This window comes from Actinomadura sp. 6K520, from assembly GCF_004349245.1.
Lineage (GTDB): Bacteria > Actinomycetota > Actinomycetes > Streptosporangiales > Streptosporangiaceae > Spirillospora.
In genome coordinates, this window is record NZ_SMLC01000121.1 from 1 (window position 1) to 23368 (window position 23368).

The following is a 23368-nucleotide window of genomic DNA, read 5'->3' on the forward strand; positions in this document are numbered from 1 at the left end:
ACGTCGCCCAGCAGCTCAACAGCCGACCACGCAAAACGCTCGGCTGGAGAACCCCAGCCGAGCGCCTGCGTGATCTACTGACAACCACATAGGCCATCAGGTGTTGCGAGGACCCCGAGAATCCGCCAAACCGGGTGCGGGGCCGTCCTTTGAGCGGCGCGAACCGGGGGATGGGGAAGGGAGCCCCGGGGGCGATGCAGGGTCGACGGGGAGCGCCGGGAGTGTCCGGCCTGTCCGGAGCGCCCGGCGGCGCGCGGGTACGCCCCTGGCGAAAAGGCGGCCCCCACGGCTTAAGCGGCCCCGAACGCGCGTTAATGTCCAAGCATCCGAACCGATTAAAAGGACCGGAGGAACACCGGTGAGCATGCCTCCGACTTTCGACGAGTCGTCGCGGATCCAGGCGCGGGTCGCCGAGGCGCCCCTGTTGCCTCTGGGCGACCAGCTCTTCCAGCGGCTGCTGCGCGAGCGGATCGTCTTCCTCGGCCAGCAGGTCGACGACGACATCGCCAACCGCATCTGCGCGGAGCTGCTGCTGCTGTCGGCCGAGGACGGCCGCCGCGACATCACGCTCTACATCAACTCGCCCGGTGGCTCCGTCACCGCCGGCATGGCGATCTACGACATCATGCAGTACGTCCCGAACGACATCGTCACGGTGGGCATGGGGCTGGCCGCCTCGATGGGGCAGTTCCTGCTGTGCGCCGGGACGCAGGGCAAGCGCTACGCCCTGCCGCACGCGCGCATCATGATGCACCAGCCGTCCGGCGGCATCGGCGGGACGGCCTCCGACATCAAGATCCAGGCCGAGCAGATGCTGTACGTCAAGCGGACGCTCGCCGAGAAGATCGCCGAACACACCGGCCAGGAGCTCGCGCAGATCGAGCGCGACTCCGACCGCGACCGCTGGTTCACCGCCGACGAGGCCAAGGACTACGGGTTCGTGGACCACGTGGTGCTCAGCGCCACCCAGGTGCCCTCCGAGGGCACGGTCTCCTGACGACCTGATCATCTATCGGAGGCACACAGTGAGCGACATCCGACCCGGCTTCAGCGATCTGGCCCCGGGGGGCGAGTCCCCGACGCCGGCCCAGAGCCGCTACATCATTCCGTCGTTCGTCGAGCGCACCACGTACGGGGTCAAGGAGATGAACCCGTACAACAAGCTGTTCGAGGAGCGCATCATCTTCCTCGGCGTGCAGATCGACGACGCGTCCGCCAACGACGTGATGGCCCAGCTGATCACGCTGGAGTCGATCGACCCCGACCGCGACATCAGCATCTACATCAACTCGCCCGGCGGCTCGTTCACCGCCATGACGGCGATCTACGACACGATGCAGTTCGTCAAGCCCGAGATCCAGACCGTCTGCATCGGCCAGGCCGCCTCGGCCGCCGCCGTGCTGCTCGCGGCCGGGACGCCGGGCAAGCGGGCCGCGCTGCCCAACTCGCGGATTCTGATCCACCAGCCCGCGACCGAGGGCACCTACGGCCAGTCCAGCGACATAGAGATCCAGGCGCGCGAGATCATGCGCATCCGCGAGTTGCTGGAGAGCATCCTGGCCGAGCACAGCGGCAAGAGCATCGACGCTGTGCGCAGGGACATCGAGCGCGACAAGATCCTTACGGCGGACGAGGCGAAGGACTACGGCCTCATCGACGATGTCTTCGCCAGCAGGAAGCGCAAAGCCGAGGTAGTGTCGTCCTGAGACGGCACGAGGACGAGGGAGTCCCCGAGCCCGGTCGCCACACTTCCGGGCGAGGGGCTTTCCAAGTCCGTCGGAGGCGGTAACGTCGATTCCAACGTCGAGAGCCTTCGGGACGCAACCGAGCTGCGCCGCATCCTCCAGGGCGGGCGGCCCCACGAAAAGGAGACAGTTGGGTGGCACGCATCGGCGACGGTGGTGATCTGCTGAAGTGCTCGTTCTGCGGTAAGAGCCAGAAGCAGGTCAAGAAGCTCATCGCGGGTCCGGGCGTGTACATCTGCGACGAGTGCATCGATCTCTGCAACGAGATCATCGAGGAGGAGCTCTCCGAGACCTCCGACCTCAAGTGGGACAACCTGCCCAAACCGCGGGAGATCTACGAGTTCCTGGACTCCTACGTCATCGGGCAGGACACGGCGAAGAAGGCGCTGTCCGTCGCCGTGTACAACCACTACAAGCGGATCCAGTCGGGCGACACCGGCAGGGACGACCCCGTCGAACTGGGCAAGTCCAACATCCTGCTGCTGGGCCCCACCGGATCGGGCAAGACGCTGCTCGCGCAGACCCTCGCCAAACTCCTCAACGTCCCGTTCGCCATCGCGGACGCCACGGCGCTGACGGAGGCCGGATACGTGGGGGAGGACGTCGAGAACATCCTCCTCAAGCTGATCCAGGCGGCCGACTACGACGTCAAGAAGGCCGAGACCGGGATCATCTACATCGACGAGGTCGACAAGATCGCCCGCAAGAGCGAGAACCCGTCGATCACCCGGGACGTCTCGGGCGAGGGCGTCCAGCAGGCCCTGCTCAAGATCCTGGAGGGCACCACCGCGAGCGTCCCGCCGCAGGGCGGCCGCAAGCACCCCCACCAGGAGTTCATCCAGATCGACACCACCAACGTGCTGTTCATCTGCGGCGGCGCGTTCGCCGGCCTGGAGAAGATCGTCGAGTCCCGCGTCGGGAAGCAGGGCATGGGCTTCGGCGCCCAGATCCGCTCCAAGTCCGACTTCGAGGAGTCGTCGGCCATCTTCGGCGACGTCATGCCCGAGGACCTGCTGAAGTTCGGGCTCATCCCCGAGTTCATCGGCCGGCTCCCGGTGATCACGTCCGTCCACAACCTGGACCGCGAGGCCCTGATCAACATCCTCACCGAGCCGAAGAACGCGCTGGTCCGCCAGTACCACCGCCTCTTCGAACTCGACGGCGTCGACCTGGAGTTCACCGACGACGCCCTGGAGGCGATCGCCGACCAGGCCATCCTCCGCGGCACCGGAGCCCGCGGCCTCCGCGCCATCATGGAGGAGGTCCTGCTCTCGGTCATGTACGAGGTGCCGAGCCGCCAGGACGTCGCCCGCGTCGTCATCACCCGCGAGGCCGTCCTCGAACACGTCAACCCGACCCTCGTCCCCCGCGACCGCCCGAAGCGCGAGCCGCGGGAGAAGTCCGCCTGACCAGAGCACACGACGCCCCCGGCCGGCCGGGGGCGTTCGCTGTTCCAACGCACGCGTCTGCCAGCCGCGCTCGGTGCAAAGCGGTCTCAGCCACGCTCGCGAGCGCATGACCTGGCCGGTGAGGCGACGCCGGAGGCGAGCCGCACCGGGAAGATCGCGGAGCGATGCGCGCTCGCACCGGGCACGGTCACGGAGCGAGCCGTCAGGCGAGCGCAGTGGGCCGGGCCTGCGATCAACGCGGTGTCGATTCGCCCAGGCCGGCTTCGCGGGCTACGACGATGGCCTGGGCCCGGTCCGCCACGTGGAGCTTCATGAAGATGTTCGAGACGTGGTTGCGGACAGTCTTCTGGCTGAGGAACAGGGTTCCGGCGATCTCGGCGTTGTTGCGGCCCTGGGCGATCAGGGCCAGCACCTCGCGTTCGCGTTCGGTGAGTTCGGGGAACGCGGCCCGGCGGGGGTCGGGCATGTCGGTGAAGTACGTCAGGACGCGGCGGGCTATCTCCGGGCCGTAGATGGCCTCGCCCGCGGCGACCGCCTTCACCGCGCGGGCGATCTCCTCGGCGCCGGATTCCTTCAGCAGGTAGCCGCGGGCGCCGGCGCGCATCGCCGCGAACACCGAGTCGTCGTCGCGGAACATCGTCAGCACCAGGACGCCGATGCGCGGGCTGGTGCGGGTGATGGTGCGGGTGGCCTCGATGCCATTGCCGCCGGGCATGTGCAGGTCCATCACGACGACGTCCGGCTGCAGCTCGGCCGCGAGCCGCACCGCGTCCGGGCCGTTCTCGGCCTCGCCGACGACCGCCACTCCCAGCGCGTGCAGCAGGCCCTTGAGGCCCTGCCTGAACACCGGGTGGTCGTCGGTGATGAGAACACGGATGTTCTCGCTCATCTACGCCCGCCCTTCCCCATGGAAGGCCGATGGTACTCCGCGGCGGCGAGCGGCAGCCGGGCCGACACCAGGGTCCCGCCGCCGGTGCGGGACGTGATCACGCAGTGGCCGCCGACCTCCGCGGCCCACTCCTTCATCGCGGCCATCCCGCGCCGCGTCCCCGGCGGCCCGCCGTTGCGGGACGTGTCGGGGAGGCCGGGGCCGGTGTCGGCCACCACGATCCGCAGCTCGGTGTCCCGGGACAGCCGGACCGTCGTGGTGCTCCCCGGCGCGTGCAGCCGGACGTTCGTCAGCGCCTCCTGCACGATCCGGTACGCCGCCACCTCCACCGCCGCGGGCAGTTCCAGGTGGTCGTCGTCGAACCGCACGTCCACCCGCCCGCCGCAGCCCTCGGCGAACGACTCGATGGCGGCGACGAGCCCGAGGTCGTCCAGCGCGGGCGGGCGCAGGCCGTGCGCCAGGTCGCGGATCTCCCCGACGGCCGTGGCGAGCCGGTCCCGGACGTCGGCGAGCAGCGGGTCCATCCGCTCCGGCTCGACGGCCAGGGTGATGCGCGCCGCGTCCAGCGACATCGCCAGGCTGGCCAGGGTCGGCCCGAGCCCGTCGTGCAGGTCGTGCCGCAGCCGCCGCCGCTCCTCCTCCCGGCTGGCGAGGATCCGCTCCCGGGAGCGCTGCAGGTCGGCGGTGAGGCTGCGGAGGTGCGGGAGGGTCGCGGCACGCGCCGCCATGGCCCCCGCGGTGAACGCGCCGGCCAGCACGGCGGCGCGTGCCAGTACCGCTCGCATCCCGTCCCTCTCCCTTCGCGCACCGCCCCGCGGATGTTTGCCGCCACCCTTTCCGGTGGGGCGACCCGGTGTCAGGTGACCTGTGTCCCGACCCTTACGGGAAACGCTTCCCCGGGTGGTGGACCATGGCACCCGCACGGTCCCCGTAGAATCTCCAGCCGTGACACAGCCCAGCACTGAGCGCGGCCAGGGGGCCGCAGCGGACGTCGACCTGCCCACCCAGTACCGACCGGCCGACGTCGAAGGCCGGCTCTACGAGCGGTGGGTATCGGAGGGGCTGTTCACCGCCGACCCCGGCCGTGCGCCCGACCGGCCGCACTTCTCGGTCGTGATCCCGCCGCCGAACGTCACCGGCTCGCTCCACATGGGCCACGCCCTCGACCACTCGATCCAGGACACCCTGGTCCGCCGGCACCGGATGCTGGGCCACGAGACCCTGTGGCTGCCCGGCATGGACCACGCGGGCATCGCCACCCAGAACGTGGTGGAGCGCGAGCTGGCCAAGGAGGGCGTGTCGCGGCACGACCTCGGGCGCGAGCCGTTCATCGAGCGGGTGTGGGAGTGGAAGGCCGAGTCCGGCGGGCGGATCCTCGGCCAGATGCGCCGCCTCGGCGACAGCGTCGACTGGACGCGCGAGGCGTTCACGATGGACGACGCACGCGCCACCGCCGTCCGCACGATCTTCAAGCGGCTGTTCGACGACGGGCTGATCTACCGGGCCGAGCGCATCATCAACTGGTGTCCGCGCTGCCTGACGGCCCTGTCCGACATCGAGGTCGAGCACGAGGACGTCGACGGCGAGCTGGTGTCGATCCGGTACGGCTCGGGCGAGGACGAGGTCGTCGTCGCCACCACGCGGGCCGAGACGATGCTCGGCGACACCGCCGTGGCCGTCCACCCCGATGACGAGCGGTACGCGCATCTGGTCGGCCGGGAGATCGAGCTGCCGCTGACCGGCCGCCGCATCCCCGTCGTGGCCGACGAGCACGTCGACCCGGAGTTCGGGACGGGCGCGGTGAAGGTGACCCCGGCGCACGACCCGAACGACTTCGAGATCGGCCGCCGGCACTCGCTGGAGTCCCTGACGATCATGGACGAGCGGGGCGTCGTCACCGTGTCCGGCCCGTTCGAGGGGCTCGACCGGTTCGAGGCGCGGCCCGCGGTCGTGGCGGCCCTGCGCGAGCAGGGCCGGATCGTCAAGGAGGTCCGCCCCTACGAGCACTCGGTCGGGCACTGCCAGCGCTGCGCCACGGTCGTCGAGCCGCGCGTGTCGCTGCAGTGGTTCGTGAAGGTCGAGTCGCTGGCGAAGGCCGCGGGCGACGCCGTCCGCGACGGCCGCGTCACCATCCACCCGCCGGAGATGGCGGCCCGCTACTTCGAGTGGGTCGACAACATGCACGACTGGTGCATCAGCCGGCAGCTGTGGTGGGGGCACCGCATCCCGGTCTGGTACGGGCCGGACGGCGAGGTCGTCTGCCCGGGGCCGGGCGAGGAGCCGCCCGCCGGGTGGACGCGGGACACCGACGTCCTCGACACCTGGTTCTCCTCGGCGCTGTGGCCGTTCTCCACGCTCGGCTGGCCGGACGAGACGCCCGAGCTGAAGCGGTTCTATCCGACGTCGGTGCTGATCACCGGCTACGACATCCTGTTCTTCTGGGTCGCCCGGATGATGATGTTCGGGCTGTACGCGATGGACGGCGTCCAGCCGTTCGACACCATCGCCCTGCACGGGATGGTCCGCGACCAGTTCGGCAAGAAGATGTCCAAATCGTTCGGGAACGTCATCGACCCGCTCGACTGGATCGACGCGTACGGCGCCGACGCGACCCGCTTCACGCTGCTGCGCGGCGCGAACCCGGGCGGCGACGTCCCGGTGGCGGAGCAGTGGGCGCAGGGGTCGCGCAACTTCTGCAACAAGCTGTGGAACGCGACGCGTTTCGCGCTCATCAACGGTGCCCACGTCCGCGGGGAGATGCCCGCGGAGGTGACCACCGTGGACGCCTGGATCCTGTCGCGCCTTCAGACCGTCATCGCCGAGGTGGACGCGCACCTGGAGGGCTACGACTTCGCCAAGGCATGCGAGGCGCTCTACCACTTCGCGTGGGACGAGGTCTGCGACTGGTACGTGGAGCTGGCGAAGGTCCAGCTCGCGGACGAGCGGGCCGAGCCGACGCGCCGCGTCCTGGGCGAGGTCCTCGACAAGCTGCTGCGGCTGCTGCACCCGGTGATCCCGTTCGTCACCGAGGAGCTGTGGACGTCCCTGACCGGGGGCGGCACCGTCGTCACCGCGCCGTGGCCGGCCGCCGAGCCCGCCCGCGCCGACCGGGCGGCGGAGACCGTGGTCGAGTCGCTGCAGCGCCTCGTCACCGAGGTCCGCCGGTTCCGCGCCGACCAGGGCCTCAAGCCGGGCCAGAAGGTCGCCGCGTCGGTGGAGTGGGGCGCCTCGCCGCTCGCCGCGCACGAGGAGGGCGTCCGGGCGCTGCTGCGGCTCACCGAGCCGGGCGAGGGCTTCTCGGCCACGGCGTCCCTGCCGGTCGAGGGCGTGACCGTCCGGCTCGACACCGCGGGCGTCATCGACGTGGCCGCCGAGCGCAAGCGGCTGGAGAAGGACCTCGCCGCCGCCCGCAAGGAGGTCGAGCAGGCGACCCGCAAGCTGGGCAACGAGGCGTTCATGGCGAAGGCGCCCGAAGCCGTCGTCGCCAAGAACCGGGAGCGGCTGGCGCAGGCCGAGGCCGACATCAGCCGGCTGGAGTCGCAGCTGACCGCGCTTCCGGGGTGATGACGCGGAGCGACGGCGCGGTCCGGCCCCGCGAAGGGGCGGCGCGCCCCGCCCGGCGCGGCTACGATCCGGGTGGGCAAGCGGGCTTTGCCGGGACATGAACCATCAGGAGTGCAATGGCCGAATCACCACCTCGGTCCGACACGCCGGACTCCGCATCCGGTGCTGACCTGAACGCGCCGCAGGTCGTCGAGGACGGGGAAGCTCCGGAGCGGCTCGCCACCGCGCCGGCGCCCTGGGGCGGTTCGCGTCCGTGGTGGTCGACCGAGCCGGTGGACGGGACGGGCCCGCAGCAGATGCCCATGGGCGCGAACGGAACCGGCCCGCACACGATCCCGGCGGCCCCGAACGGCTCGGGCGCTCATCCGATCGTCGGCGGGACGGGCCCGCACGGAGCCCTGGCGGGCGGTACCGGCCCGCTCGGTGTCCTGCGGGACGGTACGGGGCCGCACGGTGTCGTCCCGGACGGCACGGGTCCGCTCCGGGCGGTCCCCGGCCAGGCGCCGCCGAGCACGTCACCCGGCGGGAGGAAGCGGCTGCCCTGGTTCGTCCTCTGCGCGGGAATGGCCCTCGTCGCGGCCGGTGCCCTGGTGGTGGGCATGTTCGTGTTCCGGCTGGACGGCGAGGCCGGCGCCGGCCGGGACGCCCGCACCACCGGCGTCCCGGCGTCCGGGAAGGTGATCGAGGCGGGCGGGAGCGCGGGCGGCCTCGCCAAGGACCCGCTGACCCCGCCCCAGGCCAGCGCGGCGTACCCGTTCGTCGCGGCCGCGATCAGGGCGGCCGGCGTCCCGGTCTCCGCACGCGGGGAGGCCGTCTACGGCGAGGAGCCCGCGCGGCCGGTCAACGTCCTGTTCATGGGCGGGACGGGCCCCGTCGGCAACCCCGAGGCGTTCCTGCAGAAGGTGCAGCCCACGACGTTCATCGCCGGTCAGGACGCCGACCCCGGAGACCGGGGCGGGAAGGCCGTCTGCGGGACGTTCGCCGTCCTCGCCGAGATCCACACCTTCTGCGCGTGGGCGACCCGGGACTCCTACGGCGTCGTGGCCTCCAACCGGGCCACGCTGAACCCGCAGTTCCCGCTGATGGCGGACGTCATGCGCCGGATCAGGAACGACGTCGAGAAGCCGCGGCCCTGAACAGCCGCTCGGTCTCGGCGTCCACCACGTCGAGGACGAGCCCGGTGAAGTAGCCGGTGCCGAGCACGACCACGCGGTGCCCGAGGGTGGCGAGGGCCTCGGGGGTGACGGCGTCCGGGCCGACCACGTCCCAGCCGGGCGGCAGCGCGCGGGTGAAGCGCAGGTGCGGCAGTGCCAGCCGCACGAACGTCACCGGCAGTCGGCCCAGTTCGGCGACGGCCCCGTCGAGGTCCTTGTGGTCGGGGAGGCAGACGACGGCGTGGTCGATCGTCCCCCAGGCGCGCCCCGCCTCCGCCAGGGCGGCGGCGATGCCCGTCCGGTCGACGGCGGAGTCGACGAGCAGCCGCGTCGCCGATCCGGGCACGTCATGCGTGGACAGCCGCCCGGGTAGGGCGACCGACGCCATGACCTCCCGGAGCGACTCGGCCGGGGGAGCGATGACGCCGGGAAGGCGCCGGGCCGCGGCGACGCCCAGCTCGGCGCTGACGCGTCCCAGCCCGGCGGGCAGCAGGTCCGCTCCGAGCCCGCTCCCGCCCTCCCCGACGTGCTCCACGGGACCGAGCGCACCGGTGACCTCCGGGGACTGCGGCGCCGACAGGACGAGCGTCCCCGGGCCTGCCACACCGTGCTTCTCCCGGGCGATCTCCGCCGTGGTCTCCCCGAGCACGCCGGTGTGTTCCAGGAAGACCGGTGTGATCGCGGCGACGTCCGGCGGGAACAGCGCGACCTCGTCGGACCGCCCGCCCATCCCGGCCTCCAGGACGACCGCGTCCGCGCCGGTCCGCCGGGCGTGCAGGACCCCCGCGAGGGTGAACAGCCCGGCGGGCGACAGGTAACCGCCCGTGGGCGGCGGGAGCGCGGCGATGCCCTCGGTGAGGGCGCCCGCCAGGGAGGCGAGCTCCGCTTCGGAGACGGCGCGGCCGTCCACCCTGATCCGTTCGCGGTCCGTGCGCAGCGAGGGGCTCGTGACCGTGCACACGCGCAGACCGGCCGCGGCCAGGAACGCCGAAGCGTACGTCGCCGCCGTTCCCTTCCCCTTCGACCCCACGACGGCCAGAACCGGCACGTCCGGCGGGAGCAGGCCGAGGGCGCCGGCCAGGGCGCGGGCCCGTCCGACATCGCGGGTTTCGCCTGGAGCGCGGCCCTCCCATTCCCGGTAGAACACGTCCATGACTCCAGTGTGGTGCCGGACGGGACCACCGGCACCCGCCGAGTAGGCTCTGTGAACGTGAGCCAGGTACCCGAGCCGACCGACTACCGCAGCACCGTCGCCGCGATCATGGCCCGGGGGGTCGAGTGGGAGATCGATCCCACGCTCGACCGCATCCGGGACCTGGTCGACGTCCTCGGCGAGCCGCAGCGCGCCTATCCGGTGATCCACATCGCCGGGACGAACGGCAAGTCCAGCACCGCCCGGCTCATCGAGTCGCTGCTGCGCGAGCGCGGCCTGCGCACCGGGCTGTTCACCAGCCCCGAGCTGACCACGCTCCGCGAGCGCATCGCGATCGACGGGGAGCCGCTCAGCGAGGAGCGCTTCACCGAGACGTTCCAGGACGTGCTTCCCTACGTCCAGCTGATCGACGGCAAGCACCCGGTCGGCCTGTCGTTCTTCGAGGTCCTCACCGCGATGGCGTACGCGGCCTTCGCCGACGCGCCGGTCGACGTCGCGGTGGTCGAGGCGGGCATGGGCGGAGCCTGGGACGCCACCAACGTCGCGGACGGCGCCGTCGCCGTGATCACCCCGATCGGGCTCGACCACACCCGCTACCTCGGCGACACACTGGAGGAGATCGCCGCGGAGAAGGCGGGGATCATCAAGCCGCAGTCGGTCGCCGTGCTGGCGCAGCAGCCGGTCGAGGCGGCCGAGGTGCTGCTGCGGCGGGTCGTGGAGACCGGCGCCGCGGCGGCGCGCGAGGGCGTCGAGTACGGCGTGCTGAGCCGCGACGTCGCCGTGGGCGGCCAGCAGATCGGCCTCCGGGGCCTGCACGGCGGCTACGACGAGATCTTCCTCCCGCTGTTCGGCGAGCACCAGGCCGGCAACGCCGCGACGGCGCTCGCCGCCGTCGAGGCGTTCGCCAGCGGCGCGCCGACCAGGGGAGAGCCGAACCTGGAGGCCGCGACCCGCATCGCGCCCGGCGAGTCCTTCCTCGGCGGGGAGCAGGGGCAGCTCGACCCGGCGCTGGTGCGCAGCGGGTTCGCCAAGTCGGCGTCGCCGGGGCGGCTGGAGGTCGCCCGCACGGGGCCGACCGTCCTGCTCGACTCCGCGCACAACCCGGCCGGGATGGCCGCGACCGTCGCCACGGTGACCGAGTCGTTCGGCTTCACCCGGCTCGCCGGGGTGCTCGCCATCGCCGCCGACAAGGACGTGGCGGGCGTCCTCGACCAGCTGGAACCCGTCGTGGCGGAGCTGGTGGTGACCCGCAACTCCTCACCCCGCTCGATGCCGCCCGAGGAACTGGCCGAGCTGGCCGGGAGCATCTTCGGGCCCGAGCGGGTCCATCTGTCCCCGCGCCTGGACGACGCGATCGACCGGGCGATCGGGCTCGCCGAGGAGACCGGCGAGTACCGCGGCGCCGGCGTACTGATCACCGGTTCGGTGGTCACCGCCGGCGACGCCCGGACACTCCTGCGCGTGACGGAAGGACGGTGACGGCCGCATGAGCGCCGACAGGGCGGCCAACCCGGCACGGTCGCTGTTCGCCACCGTGCTGGCCTGCGAGGCCATCGTGATCGCCTTGGCGATCCCGGTGGCGGTGTCCATCATGGACGTGGACGGCGCCACCGCCGGCGCCGTCTGCGGGGGCCTCGCCGTCGCCTGCCTGCTGCTGGCCGGGCTGCTGCGCTTCCCGTGGGCGGTCGCCGTCGGGAGCGTGCTGCAGGTCCTGATCATCGCGACCGGGTTCATGGTGCCCGCCATGTTCTTCCTCGGTGCCGTCTTCGGGGCCCTTTGGGGGACGGCGATTTGGCTGGGACGCAAGGCGGCGGCCGTTCAGGCGCGCTAAATTCGCGGGGGACCGCACCCCTTTCCATCCACCGGGCCGGCGAATCGAATTAGCGCGCTGAATCCGGCATTCTTCCCTTTTCGGAAAAGTCGTGCTCGCTGGATGGTGACCCGGCGAAGGAGCGGGCCCTGTCCGAAGAAGCGCCGTCCACCACCGCGCCGTCCTCCACCGTGCCGTCCACCACCGTGCCGCGCGCACCGTCCCCGCGCATGGCGAGCGCACCCTCCGCGAGCGGGCCACCGGCGGGCGGCGGCCGGACACGCCTCGCGGCGCTCGGTGCGCTGCTGCCGGCCCTCACCGCGCTGCCCGCCGCCGTACTGGTGGTGCCCGACGCCGTCTTCCACGTCGTCCCCGCCGCGGCGAGCGCGCTCGACCTCGGTGCCGCCGAAGTGCCCGCCCTGCTGCGCGCCACCGGCTGCGCCCTCCCCGCCCTCCTGCTCACCGTGCCGCTCGCCGCGCTGGCCGCCCGCCGCCTCCCCGCCTGGGCCGTGCTCGTCACCGGCGTCGTCGTGCTCCTAGCCGGGCTGGGCGCCGCGCGGTTCGTTCCCTCGGTGCCGCTGGTGGCGGTCGTCCGGGCGGTGCAGGGCGTGGGCGCGGGCATCGTGCTCCCCGCCTCCCTCGTCCTCGTCTGGGAGCGCGGAGGCCGCGGTCTCACCGCCGCCTGGGCGGGCGTCTTCGCGGGCATGCTGATCCTCGCCATGCCGCTCGCGCTGAGCGCCGTCCCGCCGGCCGCCGCGGGGACGGCCGTCCCCGACTGGCGGGCCGCACTCGCCCCCGTCCCGTGGCCCGCGGTGGCCGCCGTCGCCGCCGCGGCCGGCTACCCGCTGCTGCGCGGGCGCGCCCCGTGGGCGCTGCCCGCCGCCCGGCAGGCCGAACGCGGCGGGCTGCTCCTCCCGTTCGCTCCCGCGGCCGGGTTCGCGTTCCTCGCCGTCGTCGCCGCGCACGAATGGTCGCCCGGCGCGCGGCTGATCGTGGCGGTGGCCGCGCTCGCCGCCCTGCTCGGCCTCGCGCTCGCGGGCGGCCGGGACGCCGCGGCGGGCAGCCCGGAAGGGTGCGCGATCGTCATGATCGCCGTCGGCCTGCTCTGCCTCCCGGTCGCGGGACCCATGGCGGGGCTGGCCTCCGCCGCCGGCCACGCGCGGGGGGACGGCGCGGCCGTGCCCGCCCTCCCCTTCGCCCTGGCCGCGGCCGCCGCGGTCGCCGGGGCGCTCGCCTCGACCCGCGCACCGGCGCGCCGCGCCGTGCCGGCCGGCTACTGCCTGATGGTCACGGGGCTGCTCCTCGGCCTCGCCGCCGCCCCGCACGACCGCTGGACGCCGCTGCTGCCGCTCGTGCCGCTCGGCGCCGGCGCCGGGCTCGCGCTCGCCGCCTCGCTGCGCGGCGCGGGCGTCGGCGCCGCGCTCTTCGGCCTGTCCCTGTGCTTCCCGGCGCTGCTGGCCGGGCAGCTCCTCGTGCTGTCCCTGGAGGCGTCCTGGCTGGCACGGCTGCGGCCGGTGACCGGGACACAGCGGGCGGGCGCACTGCTCGACGCCTACCAGCTGTGGCTCGTGATCGCCGCGGTGACGGCCGCCCTGCTGGCCGCCGTGACCGCACGCGCCCGCGCGCGACGCGCCGCGGCCGGCGGCGCGACTCTCCCCGGTAAGGCGAACGCGGAGCCGGGGGACGGGTAGTATTCGCGCGCTTGCACAAACCGAAATTCCTAAGGAGAACCACCCGTGTCCGAGCGCACTCTCGTTCTTGTCAAGCCCGACGGCGTCCGCCGCGGCGTCACCGGTGAGGTCATCTCCCGCATCGAGCGCAAGGGCCTGAAGCTCGTCGCGCTGGAACTCCGCACCCTGACCAGGGAAACGGCCGAATCGCACTACGAAGAGCACGCCGGCAAGCCGTTCTTCGGGGAACTGGTCGACTTCATCACCGGCGGCCCGCTCGTCGCCATGGTCGTCGAGGGCCCGCGCGCCATCGAGGCGTTCCGCTCGCTGGCCGGCGCCACCGACCCGGTGAGCGCCTCGCCCGGCACGATCCGCGGCGACTTCGCCCTGGAGATCGGGGCGAACATCGTCCACGGCTCGGACTCCACCTACTCCGCCGACCGCGAGATCAAGCTCTTCTTCCCCGAGTTGGGCTGATCATGTCCAGGCCCAGGGGATCGCCCCCTGGGCCGACACTTCCTTTAGTCGCCCGGGCAGGTCAGGGGCCGTTTTTTGGGCGACGCGCGGCGGCGCGCTTACTGCCCGCGGACGTGGCCGCGCGTTACGATGGACACGCCGCTATACACGCCCGTCAATCATGAAGGGCTCCCTTTCTTCATGGGTAACAAGTTGTCGTTCCTTGGCCGTGACATGGCGGTCGATCTCGGTACTGCCAACACCCTGGTGTACGTGCGCGGGCGTGGCATCGTCCTCAACGAACCGTCCGTGGTGGCGATCAACACCAACACGGGGAAGATCGTCGCGGTGGGCATCGAGGCGAAGCGGATGATCGGCCGCACACCCGGCAACATCGTCGCGGTCCGCCCGCTCAAGGACGGCGTCATCGCCGACTTCGACGTCACCGAACGGATGCTGCGCTACTTCATCCAGAAGGTCCACAAGCGCCGGCACTTCGCCAAACCGCGGATCGTGGTGGCGGTGCCGAGCGGGATCACCGGGGTGGAGCAGCGCGCGGTGAAGGAGGCCGGCTACCAGGCCGGCGCCCGCCGCGTCTACATCATCGAGGAGCCGATGGCCGCCGCGATCGGCTCCGGCCTGCCCGTCTACGAGCCGACCGGGAACATGGTCGTCGACATAGGGGGCGGCACCACCGAGGTCGCGATCATCTCCCTCGGCGGCATCGTCACCAGCCAGTCGGTCCGCGTCGGCGGCGACGAACTCGACCAGGCGATCATCTCCTTCTCCAAGAAGGAGTACTCGCTGATGCTCGGGGAACGTACCGCCGAAGAGATCAAGATGGCGATCGGGTCGGCCTATCCCGGCGGCGACGAGGAGCCGCACGCCGAGATCCGCGGGCGCGATCTGGTCAGCGGGCTGCCGAAGACCGTGGTGATCTCCGCGGAGGAGGTCCGGCGCGCGATCGAGGAGCCGGTCAACTCCGTGGTGGACGCGGTGAAGACCACCCTCGACAAGTGCCCGCCGGAGCTGTCCGGCGACATCATGGACCGCGGGATCGCGCTGACCGGCGGCGGCGCGCTGCTGAAGAACCTCGACGAGCGGCTCCGCGAGGAGACCGGGATGCCGATCCACCTCGTGGACAACCCGCTCGACTCGGTGGTGCTCGGCACCGGCAAGTGCGTCGAGGACTTCGAGGAACTCCGGCAGGTGCTCGTACCGGAGCCGCGGCACTGAACACCCCCCGATGGACTAGGACCCGGGCGGACTAGGAAACCGGAGGTCGGTGGGTGAAGGACACCCGGCGCACCCGCGTGGTCCTCGGCGCGCTGCTCGTCGTGGCGCTCGCGATGATCACCATTGACCATCGCGGCGGGGACGACTCCCCGCTGCGCGGCCTGCGCGGCATCGGCGCGACGGTGTTCGGCCCCGTGGAGCGGGCGTCGGCGTCCGTCGTGCGGCCGGTCACCGACACCTTCGAGACGATCGGTGACGCGCCCGGCCAGCGGCGCCGCGCCGACCGGCTGGAGCGCGAGAACCAGGAGCTGCGCGAGCGGCTGCGCGGCGCCCGCGTCGACGAGGACAAGTCCGCGCAGCTCCAGCGGCTGCTCGGCACCGCCGGGATGGGCGGCTACAAGATCCTCGCCGGGCAGGTGATCTCCGCGGGGCAGGGCTTCGAGGACACCGTCACGATCGACGTGGGCAGCCGCAGCGGCGTCCGGCGCGACATGACCGTCATGAGCGCCGAGGGCCTCGTCGGCCGCGTCACCCGCGTCGGGCCCGCGACGGCGACCGTCCTGCTCGCCACCGACCAGACCTCGTCGATCGGGTCCCGCCTGGAGGGCTCCAAGGAGATCGGGATCGTGCAGGGCGACGGGCGCCGCGGCCTCGGCGGCCAGAGCGAGACGCCGCTGCGCTTCCAGCTCCTCGACGCCGCCGCCCCGATCCACGTCGGGCAGCGGATCGTCACGCTCGGGTCGCAGGGCCAGCGGCCGTACGTCCCGGGCGTCCCGATCGGCGTCGTCGAGCGGATCGAACGCTCCACCGGCGGCCTGACCCGCACCGCCTACGTCCGGCCGTTCGTCCGCTTCACCAGCCTGGACGTCGTGGCCGTCGTCGTCGCCCCACCGAAGAAGAACCCCCGGGACGCCGTCCTGCCCCCGAAACCGAAGCCGCCCGCCACGCCGAGCGCGAGCCCGTCGGCCCGGCCCTCGGCGAGCCCCCGCGGCGACGACCCGTCGCCCCGGCCGAGCGGGTCGCGGAGCCCGTCCACAGAACCGAACGCGGGGGACTGACGTGCTGAACCCACCCGAGGCGTCGCAGGCCGGCCGCACCGCGGTGACCGCGGTGCTGATCGTGGCGGCGCTGATCCTGCAGGTGTCGGTGGCGAACCGGCTGCCGCTGCCCGGCGGCGTCCAGCCCGACCTGGTGCTGCTGACCGTCGTGGCGCTGGCGCTCGTCGCCGGATCGATGACCGGGATGGTCACCGGGTTCCTGGCCGGCCTCGCCGCCGACATCATCCCGCCCGCCGACCACACCCTCGGCCGGTACGCGCTGGTGTACTGCCTCATCGGTTACCTGTGCGGCGTCGCGTCCACCGAGATGGACCGGCAGTCGGCCGTGCCGTTCTTCGCCGTCGCCGCGGGCGCCCTCGCCGGGACCGTCCTGTACGCGGGGACGGGGATGATCCTCGGCGACCCGCGCGCCGAATGGGCGACCGTCTCCAGCATGGTGCCGCTGCAGGTCCTGTACACCGTGCTCGCCAGCCCGTTCGTGGTGTGGGCGGTGCTGCGCGCCACCCGCCGGTACGAACGCGGCGAACGGTCCCGGGGCGACGGCCTCTCGGTGCCGGTCGCCCGCTACCGCGCCATGTCCGGCCGGGGAGGCGGCGCATGAACCCGCGCACCCACTTCCGCCTCGTCGTCCTGTACGTGATGGTCGGCGCCCTCCTGCTCGTCCTGGTGGGACGCATGTGGACGCTGCAGGTCCTGGAAGGCGACCACTACCGGGACATCGCCGCCCAGAACCGCATGCGCGACATCGTCGTCCCCGCCCTGCGCGGCATGATCCTCGACGACCGCGGGCGGCCCCTCGCCCGCAACACCAGTTCCCTGGTCGTGTCCGTCGACCGGACCACGCTGTCGCGGCAGGACGACGGCGGCGAGGCCGTGCTGCGGCGCCTCGCGAACGTCCTCGGGATGAGCCACGACGAGATCAACAAGCGGACCCGGCTGTGCAGCCCCACGGTCCAGCGGCCCTGCTGGCCCGGCTCCCCGTACCAGCCGATCCCCGTCGAGGACCACGCCGACCCGAAGCGCGCCCTGCAGATCATGGAGCGCCAGGAGGACTTCCCCGGCGTGACCGCGCAGATCCAGCCGGTCCGGAGCTACCCGGAGCCGGAGGGCGCGAGCGCCGTCCAGACCCTCGGCTACCTGCAGCCCGTCACCCAGGAGGAGCTCGACAAGCGCGAAGGGCTGAAGGTCACCGGCTACAGCGGCGTCGACCTCGTCGGGCGGGACGGGCTGGAGGCGCGGTACGACAAGGCGCTGCGCGGGGAGGCCGGCTACCGCCGCGTCCTCGTCGACGCGCAGGGCCGCGTCACCGGCATCGCCGAGAAGAAGGAACCCGTCCCCGGCAACCACCTCGTGACCAGCATCGACGCCGGGGTGCAGGGCGCGGCCGAGCAGGCGCTGGAGGAGGGGATCAAGGCGGCGCGGCAGGGCGGGCGCCCCGCCGACTCCGGCGCCGCCGTGGTCATGGACGTGCGCACCGGCCGGATGGTCGCGATGGCCAGCTACCCGACCTACGACCCGAGCGTCTGGACGGGCGGCATCTCCCAGCAGAAGTACGACGAGCTCCTGGGCGAGAAGAACAACAGCCCGCTGATCTCCCGGGTGACGCAGGGGCAGGGCCCGCCGGGCTCGACGTTCAAGGTGTCGTCGATGGCCGCCGCGGTGAAGGCCGGCTACGACCTGCACGGCACCTACAACTGCCCCGGCTCGTACATGGTCGGCAGCCGCGCGTTCAACAACTTCCAGGGCGCCAACCTCGGCTCGATGAACCTGCACACGGCGCTCGTGAAGTCCTGCGACACGATCTTCTACAAGTTCGCGCACGAGATGTGGCTCCGCAACGGCGGCCGGAACGCCCCGCCGGACGCGAAGAACCCGATGGTGGAGATGGCGCGCGGCTTCGGCTTCGACGCCCGCACCGGGATCGACCTGCCGAGCGAGAGCGGCGGCCGTATCCCCGACCGGCAGTGGAAGCGCCAGTACTGGGAGGCGACCAGGGAGGCCAACTGCCGGGGCGCCAAGGAGGGCTACCCGGACGTCGCCAAGACCGACCCGGGCCGCGCCGCCTACCTCAAGGCCGTCGCCGCCGAGAACTGCGTCGAGGGCTACGTGTGGCGCGCCGGCGACGCGGCCAACCTGTCGATCGGGCAGGGCAACGTGCTGGTGACGCCGCTGCAGCTCGTCCGCGCCTACGCCGCGATCGCCAACGGCGGGAAGCTGTACACGCCGCGCATCGGCGTCGCGGTCGTCCGGCCGGACGGCTCGGTCGCCGAGAAGATCGACGCCCCCGAGCCCGCGCGGGTGCCCATCGACGAGAAGGTCATCACCTACATGCGCAAGGCCCTCGCCAAGGTGCCCAAGGAGGGCACCGCCGGCGGGGCGTTCGCCGGGTTCGACTTCAAGCGCGTGGCCGTGGGCGGCAAGACCGGGACCGCCGAACGCTACGGCCACGCGGACATGTCGTGGTTCGCGTCCTTCGGCCCGGTGGAGGGCCCGCGCTACGCCGTGGTCGCGATGGTCTCCCAGGGCGGCTTCGGCGCCCAGACGGCCGCGCCCATCGTCCGCAAGATCTGGGAGGCCATGTACGGCACGAAGGACAGCAAGGCGATCCTGGAGGACGGCAGGCTCCCCACCGACATCCCCAAGCTCCCGGGCTCGGAAACCGCGCCGTGAGCGGGGTCGTCGAGGGGTACGGGGAGCGGCGGCACTGGACCAGCCGGGTCGCGGTGATGCGGCGGATCGACTGGCCGCTGCTGGTGGCCGTGGTGGTGCTGTCGGTGGTCGGCGCGCTCCTGGTGCGGTCGGCGACGTTCCAGGGACTGGCCGAGCAGGGCAAGGACCCGGAGGGCTTCGTCAAGCGGCACGTCCTGAACCTGCTGATCGGGTTCGTGCTCGGCGGCGTCGTCACCGTCCTGGACTACCGCCTGCTGCGCGCTTACGTCCCCATCCTGTACGGGGTGGCCTGCGTCGGGCTGGTCGCCGTCCTCAGCCCGCTCGGCGAGACGATCAACGGGTCGCACTCGTGGATCGTGCTCGGCGGCGGGTTCCAGGTGCAGCCGTCCGAGTTCGCCAAGGTCGGCATCGTGGTGCTGCTCGCGATGATCCTCGGCGAGCCGCGCGACGGCGAGATCGGCCCCGGCGTCCGCGACGTCCTGCTCGCGCTCGTGCTCGCCGGCGTGCCCGCCGTGCTGATCATCCTGCAGCCCGACCTCGGCACCACGCTCGTGTTCATCGCGGTGATGTTCGGGATGCTGACGGTGTCCGGCGTGCGCAAGAGATGGCTCGCCGGGCTGGTCGGCGCCGGTGCGCTCGCGATCGCCGCGGTGCTGGTCTTCGGCCTGCTGGAGCAGTACCAGATCGACCGCTTCACCGCGTTCATGGACCCGGAGGCCGACCCCCGCGGCGCCGGCTACAACGCTCGCCAGGCCCGCATCGCGGTCGGCTCGGGCGGCGTGTTCGGCAAGGGCCTGTTCCAGGGGGAGCAGACCGGCGGCCACTTCGTCCCCGAGCAGCAGACCGACTTCATCTTCACGGTCGCGGGGGAGGAGCTCGGCTTCGTCGGCGGCGCCGTCATCGTCGTGCTGCTCGGCGTGGTGCTGTGGCGCGGGCTGCGCATCGCGACCCAGGCCGCCGACCTGTTCGGGACGCTGGTCGCGACCGGCGTCGTGTGCTGGCTGGGTTTCCAGACGTTCCAGAACGTCGGGATGTCGATCGGCATCATGCCGATCACCGGGCTGCCGCTCCCGTTCGTGTCCTACGGCGGATCCGCCACGTTCGCCAACATGATCGCGTTCGGGCTGCTGCAGGCGGTGCACGTACGCCGCCGCGCCTTCGACTGAGCGGCGGTAGGCTGGGCGTACATCCCACGTCCCCTGCACGGAGGATTCCGTCATGCCGGTCGAGTCGCTCTTCCCGCGTCTGGAGCCGCTGCTCCCGAGCGTGCAGAAGCCGATTCAGTACGTTGGCGGCGAGCTGAACTCCCAGGTCAAGGACTGGGACGCGGCCGAGGTCCGCTGGGCGCTGATGTACCCGGACGCCTACGAGGTCGGGCTGCCGAACCAGGGCGTCCAGATCCTCTACGAGATCCTGAACGAGCGCGAGGGGGTGCTGGCGGAGCGGACCTACTCGGTCTGGCCCGACATGGAGGCCGTCATGCGCGACAACGGCATCCCGCAGTTCACCGTGGACGCGCACCGCCCGGTCACCGCGTTCGACGTCTTCGGCGTGTCGTTCTCCACCGAGCTCGGCTACACCAACCTGCTGACGGCCCTCGACCTGGCCGGGATCCCGCTGGACGCCGCGGACCGCACCGGCGACCACCCGATCGTCATCGCGGGCGGGCACGCCGCGTTCAACCCCGAGCCGATCGCCGACTTCATCGACGCCGCCGTCCTCGGCGACGGCGAGGAGATCGCGCTCGGCATCACCGAGGTCGTCCGCGAGTGGAAGGCCGAGGGGGAGCCCGGCGGCCGGGACGAGCTGCTGCTGCGCCTCGCCGCGTCCGGCGGCGTCTACGTGCCGCGCTTCTACGACGTCAGCTACCTGCCGGACGGCCGGATCCAGCGGGTCGCACCGAACCGCCCGGGGGTGCCGTGGCGGATCGAGAAGCACACCGTCATGGACCTCGACCAGTGGCCGTACCCGAAGAAGCCGCTGGTCCCGCTGGCCGAGACCGTCCACGAGCGGTACAGCGTGGAGATCTTCCGCGGCTGCACGCGCGGCTGCCGGTTCTGCCAGGCGGGGATGATCACCCGTCCGGTGCGGGAGCGGTCGATCACCACGATCGGCGACATGGTCGACCAGGGCCTCAAGGAGTCCGGCTTCGAGGAGGTCGGGCTGCTCAGCCTGTCGAGCGCCGACCACAGCGAGATCGGCGACGTCGCCAAGGGCCTCGCCGACCGGTACGAGGGCACCAACACCTCGCTCTCGCTGCCGTCCACCCGCGTGGACGCCTTCAACATCACGCTCGCCAACGAGTTCTCGCGCGGCGGGCGCCGCTCCGGCCTGACGTTCGCGCCCGAGGGCGGGTCCGAGCGGATGCGCAAGGTGATCAACAAGATGGTCACCGAGGACGACCTGATCCGCACCGTCACCACCGCGTACGAGAACGGCTGGCGGCAGGTCAAGCTGTACTTCATGTGCGGGCTGCCGACGGAGGAGGACGAGGACGTCCTCGCGATCGCCGACATGGCCAAGCGCGTCATCCGGGCCGGACGCGAGGCCACCGGCCGCAAGGACATCCGCTGCACGGTCTCCATCGGCGGGTTCGTCCCCAAGCCGCACACCCCGTTCCAGTGGGCCGCGCAGTGCGACCACGAGACCGTCGACCGACGCCTGCGCGCCCTCAAGGACGCCCTGCGCGGCGACAAGGAGTACGGCCGCGCCATCGGCCTGCGCTACCACGACGGGCAGCCGTCCATCGTGGAGGGCCTGCTGTCTCGCGGCGACCGCCGGGTCGGCAGGATCATCCGCGCGGTGTGGGAGGACGGCGGCCGCTTCGACGGCTGGAGCGAGCACTTCTCCTACGAGCGCTGGACGACCTGCGCGCAGCGGGCACTGCGCTCCGAGCCCGTGGACCTCGCCTGGTACACCGTCCGGGAGCGCGACGAGGTCGAGGTCCTCCCGTGGGACCACCTGGACGCCGGGCTCGACCGCGAGTGGCTCTGGCAGGACTGGCAGGACGCCGTCGACGAGACCGAGGTCGAGGACTGCCGCTGGACACCCTGCTACGACTGCGGCGTCTGCCCCACGATGGGCACCGAGATCCAGATCGGCCCCACGGGCAGGAAGCTGCTGCCGCTGTCGGTCGTCTGACCGTCCCCGGCCCGTGCCGCGCCCCGCCCGGGCGGCGGATGCCCGAAAAACGGCCGCGCGAACGCCCCGAACTGCGCGGCTCCCGGGTTCGCGGGGCCGCCCCCGGGCCAAAGGCCGCCGGGCGACCCGTACTCTATAGGGAGACCTATATTTCGACTCGCCACGAGTAGGAAGGACCAGAACCCTGGCACCCATGCCGGAGGGTCCGGCGCCGGCCCCCGTGACCCAGCGACTGCGCGTCCGCTACACCAAGCGGGGCAGGCTGCGGTTCACGAGCCACCGCGACATTTCCCGGGCCGTGGAACGCGCCGTCAGGCGCGCCGGGATCCCTGTCGCGTTCAGCGGCGGATTCACCCCCCACCCGAAGATCTCGTACGCGGGTGCGGCGGCGACAGGGGTGGCCAGCGAGGCCGAGTACCTCGAAATCGGGCTCACCGAGACCCGCGACCCTGCGCGGGTGCGGGCCGATCTCGACGCGGCCCTGCCCCCCGGGCTCGACATCGTCGATGTCGTGCCGGTACGGGCGGGAAGCGGCGGAGACGCGCAGCCGAAACCCGGCGCGTTCACCGATCGGCTCGAGGCGTCCGAATGGCGGATCAGGTTGGCGGGCGTGTCATCCGAGGATGCCGCCGCCGCCGTGGCCGCCTTCATGGACGCCGGGACCATCGAGGTCGAGCGCCTCACCAAGAAGGGACGACGCCGTTTCGACGTGCGCGCCGCCGTGTACTCCTGTGAGCTGGACCGGCGCGCCGCGCGAGCGGCCGATGCCCCTTGTGCGATACTTCGAATGGTTGTTCGGCATTCCACACCGGCCGTACGACCCGACGACATCCTCACCGGACTGCGCCAGGTCGCCGACCTCGCGCCGCCGTCACCCCCGCTGGTGACCAGGCTGGCGCAGGGGCCCCTTGACGCGGACACCGGTGGCCTCGCGGATCCTCTGGATCCCGACCGGGAGATCGGCCTGCCGTCCGGCGACGACGCCGAGACGGCCCGCGGCCCGCAGCGGCCGCAGCCCGGGGACCCCGCGAGCGTGGATGCCGTCAGCGCCTGACCGTGAGACCGAAGCCGTGGCAGCACGGAACCGGTCCCGCAGGGTACGGCGGGCGCACCCCCGACGACTTCGTCGTCATGGCCGGACCACGTCCGGCGGTGACGACACCGACGACTGACGGAGAGCTCTCGTGCGGCGCACCGCACCGATCCGCCCCCGGGCGGAGCGGCGCGGACGCGCCCGGGAGCCTGACGGGAGATTGCCCGGATGCGTGAGAACGAAGCCGATTCGGCCATGGCCGAAGGCACCGACAACGAGACCGCCGACCACGAGAACATCGAAACGGAGACCCCGGAGACCGAGAACGCGAACGCGGTGACGACGCGTCCCCGCCGCGTGCGGCGCCCCGCCGCTGTCTC

At 72.1% G+C, this 23368-nt stretch carries 19 protein-coding genes; 16 read left to right on the forward strand and 3 right to left on the reverse strand.

The genetic code is table 11. The features are described from left to right. Positions 1–364 precede the first annotated feature (364 nt). The 3 genes from E1289_RS26360 (at position 365) to clpX (ending at position 3154) form a co-directional block, all read left to right on the forward strand. On the forward strand, positions 365–997 hold the full coding sequence (locus E1289_RS26360; protein WP_131984797.1) for an ATP-dependent Clp protease proteolytic subunit: 633 nt from the start codon (positions 365–367) through the stop codon (positions 995–997). A gap of 37 nt (positions 998–1034) precedes the next feature. Continuing rightward, positions 1035–1706 carry an ATP-dependent Clp protease proteolytic subunit gene (locus E1289_RS26365; RefSeq protein ID WP_243713161.1) on the forward strand — a complete coding sequence of 224 codons (672 nt, stop codon included), beginning with the start codon at positions 1035–1037 and terminating at the stop codon, positions 1704–1706. Positions 1707–1879: 173 nt separating this feature from the next. Further along, the gene (clpX, locus tag E1289_RS26370; RefSeq protein ID WP_131984768.1) at positions 1880–3154 is read left to right on the forward strand and encodes an ATP-dependent Clp protease ATP-binding subunit ClpX; all 1275 of its coding nucleotides are present in this window, start codon (positions 1880–1882) and stop codon (positions 3152–3154) included. A gap of 232 nt (positions 3155–3386) precedes the next feature. Here the strand turns inward: clpX and E1289_RS26375 are convergent, their stop codons facing one another. Together E1289_RS26375 and E1289_RS26380 are read right to left on the reverse strand one after the other, a co-directional pair. After that, positions 3387–4043 carry a response regulator transcription factor gene (locus tag E1289_RS26375; protein ID WP_131984771.1) on the reverse strand — a complete coding sequence of 219 codons (657 nt, stop codon included), beginning with the start codon at positions 4041–4043 and terminating at the stop codon, positions 3387–3389. Beyond that, the gene (locus tag E1289_RS26380) at positions 4040–4828 is read right to left on the reverse strand and encodes a sensor histidine kinase (protein WP_131984773.1); all 789 of its coding nucleotides are present in this window, start codon (positions 4826–4828) and stop codon (positions 4040–4042) included. Before E1289_RS26380 ends, E1289_RS26375 begins: the two co-directional genes overlap by 4 nt. A gap of 160 nt (positions 4829–4988) precedes the next feature. Between E1289_RS26380 and E1289_RS26385 the strand changes: the two genes are divergently transcribed. Together E1289_RS26385 and E1289_RS26390 are read left to right on the forward strand one after the other, a co-directional pair. Then, entirely contained in the window at positions 4989–7607 is a 2619-nt protein-coding gene (locus tag E1289_RS26385; RefSeq protein ID WP_131984775.1) for a valine--tRNA ligase, read from the forward strand. A gap of 116 nt (positions 7608–7723) precedes the next feature. After that, entirely contained in the window at positions 7724–8743 is a 1020-nt protein-coding gene (locus E1289_RS26390; protein ID WP_131984777.1) for a hypothetical protein, read from the forward strand. On the opposite strand, the gene E1289_RS26395 is transcribed toward E1289_RS26390, so the two are convergent. After that, complete coding sequence (locus E1289_RS26395) at positions 8712–9914, reverse strand: hypothetical protein (protein ID WP_131984779.1); 1203 nt, start codon at positions 9912–9914, stop codon at positions 8712–8714. The two genes, E1289_RS26390 and E1289_RS26395, sit on opposite strands and share 32 nt — an antisense overlap. A 108-nt stretch (positions 9915–10022) precedes the next feature. Between E1289_RS26395 and E1289_RS26400 the strand changes: the two genes are divergently transcribed. The 11 genes from E1289_RS26400 (at position 10023) to E1289_RS26450 (ending at position 23009) form a co-directional block, all read left to right on the forward strand. Next, the gene (locus tag E1289_RS26400; protein ID WP_131984801.1) at positions 10023–11393 is read left to right on the forward strand and encodes a folylpolyglutamate synthase/dihydrofolate synthase family protein; all 1371 of its coding nucleotides are present in this window, start codon (positions 10023–10025) and stop codon (positions 11391–11393) included. A gap of 7 nt (positions 11394–11400) precedes the next feature. Continuing rightward, positions 11401–11745, forward strand: a complete 345-nt coding sequence (locus E1289_RS26405) for a DUF4233 domain-containing protein (protein WP_131984781.1) — start codon at positions 11401–11403, stop codon at positions 11743–11745. Between the two features lie 209 nt (positions 11746–11954). Beyond that, a complete protein-coding gene (locus tag E1289_RS38410) occupies positions 11955–13415 on the forward strand; it encodes a hypothetical protein (RefSeq protein ID WP_165970622.1) in 1461 nt (486 codons plus the stop codon). Positions 13416–13460: 45 nt separating this feature from the next. Further along, complete coding sequence (gene ndk / locus E1289_RS26415; RefSeq protein ID WP_131984783.1) at positions 13461–13871, forward strand: nucleoside-diphosphate kinase; 411 nt, start codon at positions 13461–13463, stop codon at positions 13869–13871. 192 nt (positions 13872–14063) lie between these two features. Further along, entirely contained in the window at positions 14064–15086 is a 1023-nt protein-coding gene (locus tag E1289_RS26420; protein WP_308427986.1) for a rod shape-determining protein, read from the forward strand. 53 nt (positions 15087–15139) lie between these two features. Then, on the forward strand, positions 15140–16144 hold the full coding sequence (mreC, locus tag E1289_RS26425; protein ID WP_131984787.1) for a rod shape-determining protein MreC: 1005 nt from the start codon (positions 15140–15142) through the stop codon (positions 16142–16144). Position 16145: 1 nt separating this feature from the next. Beyond that, complete coding sequence (gene mreD, locus E1289_RS26430) at positions 16146–16745, forward strand: rod shape-determining protein MreD (RefSeq protein ID WP_131984789.1); 600 nt, start codon at positions 16146–16148, stop codon at positions 16743–16745. After that, positions 16742–18814, forward strand: coding sequence for a penicillin-binding protein 2 (gene mrdA / locus E1289_RS26435; RefSeq protein WP_131984791.1), 2073 nt, complete (start codon positions 16742–16744; stop codon positions 18812–18814). Before mreD ends, mrdA begins: the two co-directional genes overlap by 4 nt. Continuing rightward, positions 18811–19980, forward strand: coding sequence for a rod shape-determining protein RodA (gene rodA, locus E1289_RS26440; protein ID WP_243713160.1), 1170 nt, complete (start codon positions 18811–18813; stop codon positions 19978–19980). The genes mrdA and rodA overlap by 4 nt, the downstream gene beginning before the upstream one ends. A gap of 52 nt (positions 19981–20032) precedes the next feature. Beyond that, positions 20033–21955: a TIGR03960 family B12-binding radical SAM protein gene (locus E1289_RS26445; RefSeq protein WP_131984793.1), complete on the forward strand. Its 1923-nt coding sequence runs from the start codon at positions 20033–20035 to the stop codon at positions 21953–21955. Between the two features lie 193 nt (positions 21956–22148). Continuing rightward, positions 22149–23009 (forward strand): TIGR03936 family radical SAM-associated protein, encoded by an 861-nt coding sequence (locus tag E1289_RS26450; protein WP_131984795.1) that lies wholly within the window; start codon positions 22149–22151, stop codon positions 23007–23009. Positions 23010–23368: the final 359 nt, after the last annotated feature.